The organism is Pseudomonas sp. NPDC087358 (genome assembly GCF_044900785.1).
Classification (GTDB): domain Bacteria; phylum Pseudomonadota; class Gammaproteobacteria; order Pseudomonadales; family Pseudomonadaceae; genus Aquipseudomonas.
Genome location: NZ_JBJDOA010000015.1, coordinates 1 through 12,809, shown reverse-complemented (window position 1 = coordinate 12,809; position 12,809 = coordinate 1). Strand labels below are relative to the sequence as shown.

Here is a 12,809-nt window from a genome sequence, read left to right as displayed (position 1 = left end):
GCAGCAGATCGTCAGCAAGCTAGGCTCCCACGGCCTTCGGCCGGAACCAAAAGCAAACCGGCGTTCGCCTTCACGGCAACTCAATCCCGCCCGCGGCTTTGTGCAGTGCCCGCAAGTGCTCGCCGATCTGCTTGAGGTTTTCCTCGGTGGCGGCAATCTCCGCGGCGCGGTCAGGTTCCAGCAGTGCCCTCACCTCTTTGTCCAGGTCGCCGCTGAGCCGTTGCAGCTGCTTCTGACGCTGGCTGCTTTCTGCTTCCAGACGGGTCCACTCGCCTTCCTGTGGCAAACCATATCCACCGCTGCCGAGCAATTCTGCCGGGCGACTGAGAAAGCCGCTGTTGGCCAGAATGTCCTGCAATGTACCCGTGGCCCTGGATACGCCGTTGTCCTTCTTCTCGACTGCGCTGAGGTAACGCTGTTTGACCTCGTCCTGGGCCAGCAACAGCTGGCGACGCTGACCGGCCTGCTCCAGCAGCAGCATCGCCGCGCTGGTGCGCAGATCCGCCTGGGCGAAATAAGGACGCCGTTCCTTCGCTGAAAGCGCGAGCCAGTCTTCCACGGTGGCCTGTTTCACATCGGTGGTCTTGAGCAGCACATTGAACATCGCCTGATAGCGGTCGCGGTAGGAGTCGAAGCGATAGCCCAGACGCAACGCCTTCTTTGGATCGTCGAGCACGCTGGTGTCGGCAAGACCCCTGCCCTTGAGCACTTCGAGCAAACCGTTGGGCATGATGCTGTCCAGGCCTGCAAGCCTTGGATCGTTGGTGCCACTGCGCAACAGCTTGAGGTTTTCCACCGCGCAGTTGTTGGACAGGAACCAGTAGTTGCCGTCGTAAGCCCAGTGCATCTCGGCGGCGTGCTGTACCAGCCCGTCTATCTCCTGGCGCGACAGTTTCAGTGGCACCGATGCCAGGCTGCGCAGTTCGGTCTTGGTGTACTCGTCGATCACCTGACCGAGTGGCAAGACGAACAGTCGCGACGGGTAGGCGCCGGTCAGCCCGCTCCAGCTGGACAACTGCAAATCGTTGACGAAAGCGCGATAGGACAACACCAGGTGCTGATCCAGATCCAGCCGACAGTCCGGCCCACGAGGGCGCCCCGGTTTGCAGATCACCAGGCGCAGCATGCTGTGGCCCCAGCGGCTCACCAGATTCTGGTTGGCCTCGGCGAGCAGGTAATCGACCTCATACACGCGCTCGGGGTCGAGCTTGCCCAGTGGCTCGCGGGCGAAGTCATTGCCGGCGTTGAGGTATGGATAAGACGTCGGGCATTGTTCGCTGGCGGCCGGCGCCCAGTTGAACAACTGTTTGTAGTAGTCATACAGCGCTGGACGACGGCAGGCATAGGACGGATCGAGGAGGAAGTACTCCATGTTCACGGCGACAAATTCCAGCGGGCTGCTGATTTCGTAGATGTCCGGGCTGCGCGCGACCTGGCCGTTGCGCGCCTCGCGCTCCCCTCGCCGCCCGACGTATTGTGGCCAGCCGGCAAGATCCAGCAGGCGCGGGTCATCGCTCAGGGTAAAACGGCGATCGGTCTGCCCACGGCAACTGTCACGCAGGCCGATCTTGCCCACGCTGTTGCCCTGACGCCTGCAGGCGATGATCAGCTTGCGGTCTTCAGGTGACCACAGCTGCGCATGATCATAAATGTGGGTCAGCTCGTGCAGCACCGTGGCGAGCATTTCCTCGCGCACAGTGCCATGGGGACGATTGGTTCTGGTGGTCGCTGCGCTGCCGTCAGTCAACCCGGCGAGCAGGTGCTCATTGAGGTCCAGCCGATAGGGGCCGTCTGCGCGCCCGTAGGCATTGGCCGGCATGTCATCGGTCCAGCGCACTTCGACCTTGCGGTCCAGTTTGCGGGTGAACATGGGCGGCAGATGCGCCATTGCTTCGTCGAGCAGCGTCTGGCTGGCCTTGCGCTGTGCAGGGTTGAGCCCATCGGTGTACAGCGACAGGCTCAGGTCGGCGAAGGCACTGCTGCAGATCAGCGACAGCGCCGACGCCAGCAGCCAGACGGCTATTCGCCTCACAGTGCGAGGATGGCTTCGGCGAGTTCCTGGTCACTGGCATTGCGAGCTTCTGGCAAGCGCTCGCGCAAGGTGGAAAACGCGGCGTCCAGTTGTGCTCCGTGGATGTCTCCGTTGGTGGCGACGTAACTGGCGGCATCATCCTGCGCTTCTACGACAACTTTCCAGTTGCGCACCGATGAGGTGGTGTCGGAGGTGAAATCAATACTGCGGCCAAGCGCCCGAACGACAATATTACTGGTGGCCTTCAAGGTTTGGGCCTGCGCCATATCAGCCAGCAACAGCAGGCCGAGGGCGGCGGCGATCAGCGGGGTACGCATGTAACGTCTCCAAAATACAGAAGATGCAAAAGTGGTTATTGGACGAGGATTGCCTGCGCCAGTTCAAGGTCGCTGGCATGAAGTTTTGGTTGGGTCTGACGCAGATACATCAACGCGGACTCCAGCTGTGCTCCTCGCAGTTGGCCATCACTGGCTATGAACGCTGCAGCATCATCCTGGGCGGCAAGTATCAGTTTGTTATCGAAAGGCCCGGTCGTCACCTGGCTGGTGGCGTACCCGCTTTTGATCAGGCTTTGCGTGGTTACGTCGAATGCTTGAGCCTGGGTCATGCACATCAGGCTGGCAGTCGTCGCAATCAACAGGCGAGACAATGAATGCATGAGTCTTCGGTATGTGCAAAACGAGCCGCAAGGCTAGCGCAACGCCCCGGCCAGAGCTAGTCCGTATGCCGGGGCAGCGCTTGTGAAGCTGTCACAACGCTGAATCAGATGGCAAGAATCGCCTGTGCCAACTGTGCGTCCGAAGCCTGCAGGCCTGGCGCTACTTCACGGATGTGCTGGAACGCGCCTTCCAGACGTACGCCACGGATGTCGCCCTGGCTTGCAACGAAGCTGGCGGCGTCATCGCGTGCGGCCAGCACGATCTTGTCGTCATGGAACGAGGAGGAGATTTTCGACGTGGCGTTGGACGATGCATCCAGCGCACGAACGATGGTGTCTGTGGTGACCACGAAGCTGGAAGCCTGAGCACCCGTTGCCACGATCAACAAAGCAGCTGCACTCAATAAACGAAGGCGAGACATGTTTTAACTCCAGGAAACGATTGAAACCACACGCGCAAATCTGGCGATGAGCAGAGCTGTCTCGCAAGCGATGGGCTGAAAGGTGGGGCAAGACTAGCGTAACAGGGGTATAGAGGACTATCACGGCTAAAGGCCAGCTGCCTCAGAGAAGCGTTCTAATTGCGCCCGACCCCGCGGAAAACCCCAACTGTATCGGTCTAATTGTAAGTTAATAAGATTGTACTGCTCCCGGCCGATTGCGGGATTTGTACAAAGCGCTCGTTTAGCAGCACGGCTTGCTGACGGTAGCGACCGTGGGATCGGACCCGCCGGCAAGCCGTGCTGCAACGAGGCGTTTTGCACACGCCAGAAACCACAAGGCCCGTCAGCAGTTTCCTGCGACGGGCCTTGTTTGAACAATTCGGGTTGCTGGTGAGAGGCTCTTGGCCTTGGACCAGCAGACGCTAACTTAGCGCCAGAACGGCTTGCTCAGCTCTTCGTAACGCTGGGATTCGCTGATACCGGCGTCAGCCAGCAGACGAGCATCCAGACGTGCCAGCTGGTGGCGGCTGGACAGACGACGCTGCCAGAGCATCAGGTTGGCGAACATACGCAGCGGCAACGAGCCTTGAGCGGATTTTGCGGTTTCTTCGTAGAACAGTTCGGAACTGAGGGTGCGTTCCATGGTGCTTCTTCCTTCCGCTTATGGCGGGATTAGATAGTGGCTTGATTGGTACCCATCTTCCTCTCGTTGCCCTGCTCTCTCCAGACACAGTTCACTTGTATTGTGCTGCTCCAGTTAACTGTAGCAAGGCACTGTTTTGTGCTTTTGTGGGGCAACTGTATCGGTCGGCACAAATATGGTGCGTTTTGTGCGCTGAAACGGTGAAAACCAGCTTTTCGTCGTCCGAATAGACCGGTACAGCAGTACACTTTTTGCCAATTTTGCCTCCAGCAGCCAAAAAGTGGCGACGAAAGGTCGCCGCCAATTCAAAACTGTTTTTTCAAACGGCCAGCATGCGCCCGGTCTCTTCCAGGTTCAGGTGCCAACTGAGTGCATCGCGCAGCACGTGTGGGGTATGCCCGCCGATGGCGCAGGCTCTGCGGAAATAATCATTCAGGGCTTCCCGGTACGCCGGGTGAACACAGTTGTCGATGATCACCCGAGCACGTTCACGCGGCGCCAGCCCGCGCAGATCCGCCAGGCCGACTTCAGTGACGAGGATGTCTACATCGTGCTCGGTGTGGTCTACGTGACTGACCATCGGCACCACGCTGGAAATGGCCCCACCCTTGGCAATGGACTTGGTGACGAAGATTGCCAGGTGTGCGTTACGCGCGAAATCGCCCGAGCCGCCGATGCCATTCATCATTCGCGTGCCGCCAACGTGGGTGGAGTTGACGTTGCCATACAGGTCGAACTCGAGCGCCGTGTTAATGCCGATGATGCCCAGGCGCCGTACGACCTCGGGATGGTTGGAAATTTCCTGTGGGCGCAGTAACAGTTTGGGTTTGTACTGCTCCAGGTGGTTGTACACCGAATCATGCTTGCGCTCCGAGAGGGTCATGGAGCATCCCGAGGCGAAATCCAGCTTGCCCGCTTCGAACAGGTCAAACGTGGAGTCTTGCAGCACTTCGGAGTACATCGCCATGCCGTGAAACGGCGAGTCGATCAGGCCGGTCATGACCGCGTTGGCAATGGTCCCAACTCCCGCCTGCAGCGGCATCAGCTGATTGGTCAGGCGTTTGTGGCGCACTTCATTCTTGAAGAACTCAACCAGGTGCCCTGCGATAGCCTGGGTTTCGCTGTCGGCGGGCAAGACGCTGGAGGGGGAATCGGTCTGGTCGCTGATGACAATGCCGACAATCTTTGCCGGATCGATCTTTACCGCCTGACTGCCAATGCGGCTGTCAGCCTTGAGTACCGGAATCGGCAGGCGGGTCGGGCGATAGGTCGGTATATAGATGTCGTGCAGGCCTTCGAGCTCCAGCGGCTGTGAAAGGTTGATCTCGACGATCACCTGATCGGCCAGAATCGCGAAACTGGCAGAGTTGCCCACGGAAGTGCTGAGTACCAGATGGCCTTCTTCAGTAATCGCCACGCATTCGATGACCGCGATATCCACCGGCTTGATCTGGCGGTTGCGCAATTGCTCGACGGTATCGGACAGGTGTTGGTCGATGAACATCACCGAACCGTCGTTGATCGCCTTGCGCAAAGTACTGTCGACCTGAAACGGCATGCGGCGGGACAGCACGCCCGCTTCGGTCAGTTGCTTGTCCAGGTCGTTACCCAGGCTTGCGCCGGTCATCAGGCTGATCTTCAGCGGATGCGCCTTGGCGCGTTCGGCCAGCGCCCTGGGCACGGCCTTGGCCTCGCCTGCGCGGGTGAAGCCACTCATGCCGACGGTCATGCCGTCCTTGATCAGGGAGGCGGCATCGGCCGCGCTCATTATCTTGCTCATCAGGGAAGGCCGACGGATACGTTCACGGTGCATGATTTTTTATCTCGGGACGGGGAAGCGAATGCGCAGTCTAGAGATTTGATATTTTTTCGTCCCGCTACCAAGGTCGCATTCGAGGGCTCTAATTAGCGGGTTTGAAGACAAAACACTGTTACGCCAGATGCAAAAAACCCTCAGCCGATACACGCGCCGAGGGTTCGCTTCGCTGCGGTCTAGAGCGTTTACTCGACAGCCTTGACCATGTCTTCGATGACTTTCTTGGCGTCGCCGAAAACCATCATGGTTTTGTCGAGGTAGAACAGTTCGTTGTCCAGACCAGCGTAGCCGCTGGCCATCGAGCGCTTGTTGACGATGATGGTCTTGGCCTTGAAGGCCTCCAGGATCGGCATGCCGGCGATCGGTGATTTCGGGTCGTTCTTCGCTGCGGGGTTGACCACATCGTTGGCGCCGAGCACCAGCACCACGTCTGCCTGGCCGAACTCGGAGTTGATGTCTTCCATCTCGAACACCTGATCGTAGGGCACTTCGGCCTCGGCCAGCAGGACGTTCATGTGGCCCGGCATACGACCGGCCACCGGGTGGATCGCATACTTCACGGTCACGCCGCGGTGGGTCAGCTTCTCGGTCAGCTCTTTAAGGGCATGCTGGGCACGGGCCACCGCCAGGCCGTAGCCGGGGACGATGATCACCGTGTCAGCGTTGGTCAGCAGGAAGGTCGCGTCGTCAGCCGAGCCGGATTTCACCGGGCGTGCTTCCTTGGAACCGGCCGCCGCGCCTGCGTCTGTCGCACCGCCGAAGCCGCCGCCGATCACGTTGAAGAACGAGCGGTTCATGGCTTTGCACATGATGTACGACAGGATTGCGCCGGAAGAGCCGACCAGCGAGCCTGCGATGATCAGCATCGAGTTGTTCAGCGAGAAGCCAATGCCCGCCGCCGCCCAGCCTGAATAACTGTTGAGCATCGACACCACCACCGGCATGTCGGCGCCGCCAATCGGGATGATCAGCAGCACGCCGATGACGAACGCGAGGATCAGCATCAGGCTGAAGGCGAACAGGCTGCCGGTGAGCATGAAGGTGATACCGAAGAACAGCGTCGCCAGACCCAGAATCAGATTCAGCTTGTGCTGTCCGGCGAACTGTACCGGTGCGCCCTGGAACAGGCGAAATTTGTACTTGCCAGACAATTTGCCAAAGGCGATGACCGAACCGGAGAAGGTGATCGCACCAATCGCCGCGCCGAGGAACAGTTCCAGACGGTTGCCCGCAGGAATCGCATCGCCCAGATGCGCAACGATCCCCAGCGACTGCGGCTCGACCACGGCGGCGATGGCAATGAACACAGCTGCCAGGCCGATCATGCTGTGCATGAAGGCGACCAGTTCCGGCATCTTGGTCATTTCAACGCGCTTGGCCATGATCGAACCGGCGGTACCGCCGACCAGCAGACCGATGATGATGTAACCGATGCCCGCGCTGGCGCCGTCGGTGGACAGTGCGGCCAGCTTGAACACCAGGCCGATGGTGGTCAGCACCGCAAGGCCCATGCCGAGCATGCCGAACAGGTTGCCGCGACGCGAGGTGGTGGGGTGTGACAGGCCTTTGAGAGCCTGAATGAAGCAGATCGCTGAAACGAGGTACAACAGGGTAACGAGGTTCATGCTCATTGCTTGGCATCCTCAGCTTTGGCTTTCGGAGCCTTTTTCTTGAACATTTCCAGCATGCGCCGGGTGACCAGGAAGCCACCGAACACGTTGACGGCGGCCAGAGCCACCGCCAGGGTGCCCATGGTCTTGCCCAGTGGGGTGACGGTCAGGGCAGCGGCCAGCATGGCGCCGACGATGACGATCGCCGAGATGGCATTGGTCACGGCCATCAAAGGGGTGTGCAGCGCCGGGGTGACGTTCCAGACCACGTGATAACCGACGTAGATCGCCAGCACGAAGATGATCAGGTTGTAGACGCCGTGAGAGATCAGCATGTCTTCCATTGTTTTTATCCTCAGCCGTTCTTGCGCACGATCTGGCCGTCGCGGCACATCAGGCACGCGGCGACGATGTCGTCTTCCAGGTTGATCTCGAACAGGCCTTCCTTGTTGAACACCAGCTTCAGGAAGTCCAGCAGGTTGCGTGCATAAAGCGCCGACGCGTCGGCAGCGACCATGGCCGGCAGGTTGGTGTGGCCGACGATGGTCACGCCATGCTCGATCACCACTTGGTCGGCGACCGTCAGCGGGCAGTTGCCGCCTTGTGCCGCGGCAAGGTCAATGACCACCGAGCCCGGTTTCATCTGCGCGACCGTTTCAGCGCTCAGCAGTACCGGCGCCTTGCGGCCAGGAATCAGCGCAGTGGTGATCACGATGTCTGCCTGTTTGGCACGCTCATGAACGGCAACCGCCTGACGCTGCATCCAGCTGGCCGGCATGGGACGTGCGTAACCGCCAACACCTACAGCCGCTTCGCGCTCTTCGTCAGTCTCGTAAGGCACGTCGACGAACTTGGCGCCCAAGGATTCGATCTGTTCCTTCACCGCAGGACGAACGTCGGACGCCTCGATCACTGCGCCAAGCCGTTTGGCCGTGGCGATTGCTTGCAGGCCGGCAACGCCTGCACCGAGGACCAGCACCCGTGCAGCCTTGACCGTACCGGCAGCGGTCATCAGCATCGGCATGAAGCGCGGATAATGATGCGCCGCCAGCAGTACCGATTTGTAACCGGCAATGTTGGCTTGCGAAGAAAGCACATCGAGACTTTGCGCGCGTGAGGTGCGCGGCGCCGCTTCGAGGGCAAAAGCGGTAATTCCGCATTCGGCCAGCTTGGCGATGGTCTCGTTGTTGAAGGGGTTGAGCATGCCGACGACAACGGCGCCCGTCTTGATCAGAGTCAGTTCGCTGTCGCTGGGTGCGACGACTTTGAGGATCAGCTCGGCGCCAAGGGCATCGGCAGCGCTGCCAATTGAAGCACCCGCCGCTTCATAAGCACTGTCCGGAACGCTGGCGGTAATGCCGGCGCCCGACTGGACGGTGACCTTATGTCCCTGGCCAATGAGCTTCTTGATGGTTTCCGGGGTTGCAGCAACCCGCGTTTCACCCGTCTGGGTTTCGAGAGGAACACCAATGTGCACGTCAAATCTCCTGCGTGATCTTTTTATCTTTTGAAAATAGGCCAGCGCACTGCGGATGGCGCGTCTGGGGCAGCGATCACCACGTCCCCGCAAGACAAGGCGGGGCGCGGCATTTTGCAGGTCTAACAAAGGGCCTTCAAGGAAATCTGTAACGCGACGCCACATTAACTACATGTCACCCTGTGACCGTTTGACGCGCCGAAACGCTACAAGCCTTAGTAATAAAGGCTTGTAGCGCGGTAGTGGCGGTTTGAAGTTTTTTTCCTATCTATCGAGAGAATGGTACTGAATAAGGCTACAGCCCACGTCATACATAGCGTGCAGCATGTTTTCGATTCAGCACACGGGTGTTGCTTAAATGCGACAAATAAAGATATCTGTAGGTTTTCTAAGGAATTGACTACAGGGTCAGGTATTCGCCGGCCTGAGGCGCAAATCAAGGCAGGGCGTAGGTTTCAGCCTGATTCACCAGCCAGTCACGGAAGGCTTTGAGCGACGCTGATTCCACTTTGCGCTCTGGAATCATCAGATAATAGGCTTTCACGCTCGACAGGGCGTGAGGATTGGCGACGACCAAGCGCTTTTCTGCCAGCTCGCGTTGAATCAGAAATGGCGGAATGAGTGCAACCCCCATGTCATGCATGGCTGCCTGGGCGAGCATGGAGAATAGCTCGTATCTCGGACCTGTCATGTCGCGTGCCACGCTTATCCCCATCGAACTGAACCACTGGCGCCAGGCGTAGGGTCTTGTGGTCTGTTGCAGCAGCGGCATCTCAGCGAGGGCGCCAGGGCTGAGCACGTCATGTTTGCCTCGCAGTGCCGGGCTGCACACCGGCATCGGGTTTTCGCTCATCAGACGATGGGATTGGGTCCCGGACCAATCGGCGTCGCCGAAATAGATCGCCGCATCGAAATCGGTATCGGCAAACAGGAAGGGCCGAGTGCGGTTAGTCAGGTTGATGGTGACGTCCGGGTGCTGCTGCTGGAAGTCCTTGAGTCGCGGTAACAGCCACTGGGTGCCGAAGGTCGGGACAACGGCGAGTTCGATCACGTTGGCGCCCTGATGGCCCATCACCGACAGCGTGTCTCGTTCAACCGCGTCGAGTTGCATGGCGACCCTGCGGCTGTAGGAAAGCCCCGCTTCCGTCAGCTTTACGCCCCTGCGTGAGCGTCGGAACAGCTCCACGTTGAGGAACTCCTCCAGGCTGCCGACTTGTCGGCAGATAGCGCTCTGGGTGAGGGACAATTCCTCGGCGGCTTTGGTAAAGCTCTCGTGACGCGCCGCAGCTTCGAAGCTGACCAGCGCGGCGGTGCTGGGTATCTTGCGGCGCATGTACGTCAACCTCACTCTTGAAGGGAATATTTCGCTGCTTGCGCTGTTACGGAGTGAGAAATTAGCACAACACCATGCGAAATCCTCGTTTGCGGTGGTGCTGTTGCACGCCTAGGATCAGCCCACGACTTTTCCCGGCATCGTCCGGGGCATCATTCGCGAGGAGAACGTCATGGGTGCCAAGGCAAGCTTCAACTGGATCGATCCACTGTTGCTGGACCAGCAGCTCACTGAAGAAGAGCGCATGGTGCGTGACAGCGCCGAACAGTTCGCCCGGGACAAGCTCGCTCCTCGCGTGCTCGAAGCGTTTCGTCACGAGCAGACCGATCCGGCGATCTTCCGTGAGATGGGCGACGTTGGCCTGCTGGGCGCGACCATTCCCGAGCAATACGGTGGCAGTGGCCTGAATTACGTGTGCTACGGCCTCATTGCCCGTGAAGTGGAGCGTGTCGATTCGGGCTACCGCTCGATGATGAGCGTGCAGTCATCGCTGGTGATGGTGCCGATCAACGAGTTCGGCACCGAAGCGCAAAAGCAGAAATACCTGCCCAAGCTGGCCTCCGGCGAATGGATCGGCTGCTTTGGTCTGACCGAGCCGAACCACGGTTCGGATCCTGGTGCGATGATTACCCGCGCCCGGACAGTCGAAGGCGGTTACCGCCTGAGCGGCAGCAAGATGTGGATCACCAACAGCCCGATCGCTGACGTGTTCGTGGTCTGGGCCAAAGACGACGCTGGCGACATCCGCGGCTTCGTCCTGGAGAAAGGCTGGCAAGGCCTGAGTGCCCCGGTCATCCATGGCAAGGTGGGGTTGCGTGCGTCCATCACCGGCGAGATCGTGATGGATAACGTATTCGTCCCTGAAGAAAACATCTTTCCGGATGTGCGCGGTCTCAAAGGCCCATTCACCTGCCTGAACTCGGCCCGCTACGGCATCTCCTGGGGCGCGCTGGGTGCTGCCGAGTTCTGCTGGCACACCGCGCGCCAGTACACATTAGACCGCCAGCAATTCGGGCGTCCGTTGGCGGCCAATCAGCTGATCCAGAAAAAACTGGCTGACATGCAGACCGAGATCACCCTGGCGCTGCAAGGTTGTCTGCGGCTGGGGCGCATGAAGGACGAAGGCACGGCTGCGGTCGAAATCACCTCGATCATGAAGCGCAACTCCTGCGGCAAGTCCCTGGACATCGCTCGCATGGCGCGGGACATGCTCGGTGGTAACGGGATCTCCGACGAGTTCGGCATTGCCCGTCATCTGGTCAACCTGGAAGTGGTTAACACTTATGAAGGGACCCATGACGTACATGCGCTGATCCTGGGTCGCGCGCAGACCGGTATTCAGGCGTTCTATTAAGGAGCCTGCCATGGGCGCGCTATCGCATTTGCGTGTGCTGGACTTGTCCCGGGTGCTGGCCGGGCCTTGGGCCGGGCAGATTCTTGCAGACCTGGGCGCCGACGTGATCAAGATCGAGCGCCCGGGCAATGGCGATGACACTCGCGCCTGGGGGCCACCGTTTCTCAAGGATCCTCGGGGCGAGAATACCTCCGAGGCCGCGTATTACCTGTCGGCAAACCGCAACAAGCAGTCGGTCACTATCGACTTCACGCGTCCAGAGGGTCAGAAGCTGGTGCGCGAACTGGCGGCCAAGTCCGATATCGTCATCGAGAACTTCAAGGTTGGCGGGCTCAAAGCCTACGGCCTGGACTACCAGTCGCTGCAGGCCGAGAATCCGCGGCTTATCTATTGCTCGATTACCGGCTTCGGCCAGACCGGGCCGTATGCCAGGCGCGCCGGTTATGACTTCATGATCCAGGGGCTGGGTGGCCTGATGAGTCTGACAGGTCGCCCTGAGGGGGACGAAGGCGCCGGGCCGGTGAAGGTCGGTGTAGCGCTGACCGATATTCTCACCGGGCTGTACTCGACCTCCGCCATCCTCGCGGCGCTGGCTCATCGTGATCAGGGAGGTATGGGCCAGCATATTGATATGGCGTTGCTGGACGTACAGGTGGCGTGTCTGGCCAATCAGGCAATGAATTACCTGACCACGGGCATCTCGCCGAGGCGTCTGGGTAACGCTCACCCGAATATCGTCCCCTATCAGGACTTTCCTACGGCCGATGGCGATTTCATCCTGACGGTGGGCAATGACAGCCAGTTCCGCAAGTTTGCGCAGGTGGCGGGCCAGCCGCAGTGGGCCGATGATCCGCGTTTTGTCACGAACAAGCAGCGTGTCGCGCATCGGGCGGAGTTGGTGCCGCTCATCCGTCAGGCCACTGTGTTCAAGACGACGGCAGAGTGGGTGGCGGCGCTGGAGCGTGCGGGCGTGCCGTGCGGTCCTATCAATGACGTAGCACAGGTGTTTGCCGATCCCCAAGTGCAGGCGCGGGGCCTGAAGGTTGAGTTACCTCATGCGCTGGGCGGAACGGTGCCTCAGGTCGCGAGCCCTATCAGGCTGTCTGAAACGCCTGTGGAGTATCGTCGGGCGCCGCCTCTATTGGGTGAGCACACGCTGGAAGTGTTGACGGGCGTTTTGGGGCTGTCGGATGAGGCCGTGATGGCGTTGCGCGAGGCAGGGGTCCTTTAAGCCTGTCTATATAGCTAGGGCGTTGATGCGTCCCTATATAAACAGCAGGAACCGATTGATTATGTAGGTATTTCAGTCTTTCTGCCGAAACCGGAAATTAACTGTTGACGCCCCTCCGGATCTGTCTATAATTCGCCCCACTTCCGGCGCAGACGAAACGGAAAACTCCTTGAGAATCAAAGAGTTGGACGAAGTAAGCAGCGAGGAAGCGC

General features: G+C 59.6%; 12 protein-coding genes. 2 read left to right on the top strand and 10 right to left on the bottom strand.

The features are described 5' to 3' along the window. Positions 1 to 70: 70 nt before the first annotated feature. The 10 genes from ACI2KS_RS25645 to ACI2KS_RS25600 all read right to left on the bottom strand — a co-directional run bounded on the left by ACI2KS_RS25645 (position 71) and on the right by ACI2KS_RS25600 (position 10,012). Positions 71 to 2,032: a DUF4105 domain-containing protein gene (locus tag ACI2KS_RS25645; protein ID WP_404623823.1), complete on the bottom strand. Its 1,962-nt coding sequence runs from the start codon at positions 2,030 to 2,032 to the stop codon at positions 71 to 73. Next, positions 2,029 to 2,349: a DUF2388 domain-containing protein gene (locus ACI2KS_RS25640; RefSeq protein ID WP_404623822.1), complete on the bottom strand. Its 321-nt coding sequence runs from the start codon at positions 2,347 to 2,349 to the stop codon at positions 2,029 to 2,031. The genes ACI2KS_RS25645 and ACI2KS_RS25640 overlap by 4 nt, the downstream gene beginning before the upstream one ends. 35 nt (positions 2,350 to 2,384) lie before the next feature. After that, positions 2,385 to 2,690, bottom strand: a complete 306-nt coding sequence (locus ACI2KS_RS25635) for a DUF2388 domain-containing protein (RefSeq protein ID WP_404623821.1) — start codon at positions 2,688 to 2,690, stop codon at positions 2,385 to 2,387. 104 nt (positions 2,691 to 2,794) lie between these two features. Beyond that, a complete protein-coding gene (locus ACI2KS_RS25630) occupies positions 2,795 to 3,112 on the bottom strand; it encodes a DUF2388 domain-containing protein (RefSeq protein ID WP_404623820.1) in 318 nt (105 codons plus the stop codon). Between the two features lie 448 nt (positions 3,113 to 3,560). After that, positions 3,561 to 3,776, bottom strand: coding sequence for a DUF1127 domain-containing protein (locus tag ACI2KS_RS25625; RefSeq protein ID WP_404623819.1), 216 nt, complete (start codon positions 3,774 to 3,776; stop codon positions 3,561 to 3,563). 319 nt (positions 3,777 to 4,095) lie between these two features. Continuing rightward, positions 4,096 to 5,589, bottom strand: a complete 1,494-nt coding sequence (locus tag ACI2KS_RS25620; protein ID WP_404623818.1) for an acetyl-CoA hydrolase/transferase family protein — start codon at positions 5,587 to 5,589, stop codon at positions 4,096 to 4,098. 188 nt (positions 5,590 to 5,777) lie between these two features. Further along, positions 5,778 to 7,223, bottom strand: a complete 1,446-nt coding sequence (locus ACI2KS_RS25615; protein ID WP_404623817.1) for an NAD(P)(+) transhydrogenase (Re/Si-specific) subunit beta — start codon at positions 7,221 to 7,223, stop codon at positions 5,778 to 5,780. After that, entirely contained in the window at positions 7,220 to 7,546 is a 327-nt protein-coding gene (locus ACI2KS_RS25610) for an NAD(P) transhydrogenase subunit alpha (RefSeq protein WP_062386518.1), read from the bottom strand. The genes ACI2KS_RS25615 and ACI2KS_RS25610 overlap by 4 nt, the downstream gene beginning before the upstream one ends. A gap of 11 nt (positions 7,547 to 7,557) precedes the next feature. Beyond that, positions 7,558 to 8,679, bottom strand: a complete 1,122-nt coding sequence (locus ACI2KS_RS25605) for a Re/Si-specific NAD(P)(+) transhydrogenase subunit alpha (protein ID WP_404623816.1) — start codon at positions 8,677 to 8,679, stop codon at positions 7,558 to 7,560. A 436-nt stretch (positions 8,680 to 9,115) separates the two neighbouring features. Then, positions 9,116 to 10,012 (bottom strand): LysR family transcriptional regulator, encoded by an 897-nt coding sequence (locus ACI2KS_RS25600; RefSeq protein ID WP_404623815.1) that lies wholly within the window; start codon positions 10,010 to 10,012, stop codon positions 9,116 to 9,118. Positions 10,013 to 10,184: 172 nt separating this feature from the next. On the opposite strand from ACI2KS_RS25600, the gene ACI2KS_RS25595 reads away from it, so the two are divergent. Continuing rightward, positions 10,185 to 11,366 carry an acyl-CoA dehydrogenase gene (locus ACI2KS_RS25595; protein WP_404623814.1) on the top strand — a complete coding sequence of 394 codons (1,182 nt, stop codon included), beginning with the start codon at positions 10,185 to 10,187 and terminating at the stop codon, positions 11,364 to 11,366. A 10-nt stretch (positions 11,367 to 11,376) separates the two neighbouring features. Continuing rightward, positions 11,377 to 12,597 (top strand): CaiB/BaiF CoA transferase family protein, encoded by a 1,221-nt coding sequence (locus ACI2KS_RS25590; protein ID WP_404623813.1) that lies wholly within the window; start codon positions 11,377 to 11,379, stop codon positions 12,595 to 12,597. Positions 12,598 to 12,809 lie beyond the last annotated feature (212 nt).

Bases quoted from the DNA above. Each gene is read 5' to 3' on its own strand.
- ACI2KS_RS25640 (WP_404623822.1), bottom strand. From the start codon at position 2,349: ATGCGTACCCCGCTGATCGCCGCCGCCCTCGGCCTGCTGTTGCTGGCT.
- ACI2KS_RS25635 (WP_404623821.1), bottom strand. From the start codon at position 2,690: ATGCATTCATTGTCTCGCCTGTTGATTGCGACGACTGCCAGCCTGATG.
- ACI2KS_RS25630 (WP_404623820.1), bottom strand. From the start codon at position 3,112: ATGTCTCGCCTTCGTTTATTGAGTGCAGCTGCTTTGTTGATCGTGGCA.
- ACI2KS_RS25625 (WP_404623819.1), bottom strand. From the start codon at position 3,776: ATGGAACGCACCCTCAGTTCCGAACTGTTCTACGAAGAAACCGCAAAA.
- ACI2KS_RS25620 (WP_404623818.1), bottom strand. From the start codon at position 5,589: ATGCACCGTGAACGTATCCGTCGGCCTTCCCTGATGAGCAAGATAATG.
- ACI2KS_RS25615 (WP_404623817.1), bottom strand. From the start codon at position 7,223: ATGAGCATGAACCTCGTTACCCTGTTGTACCTCGTTTCAGCGATCTGC.
- ACI2KS_RS25610 (WP_062386518.1), bottom strand. From the start codon at position 7,546: ATGGAAGACATGCTGATCTCTCACGGCGTCTACAACCTGATCATCTTC.
- ACI2KS_RS25600 (WP_404623815.1), bottom strand. From the start codon at position 10,012: ATGCGCCGCAAGATACCCAGCACCGCCGCGCTGGTCAGCTTCGAAGCT.
- ACI2KS_RS25595 (WP_404623814.1), top strand. From the start codon at position 10,185: ATGGGTGCCAAGGCAAGCTTCAACTGGATCGATCCACTGTTGCTGGAC.
- ACI2KS_RS25590 (WP_404623813.1), top strand. From the start codon at position 11,377: ATGGGCGCGCTATCGCATTTGCGTGTGCTGGACTTGTCCCGGGTGCTG.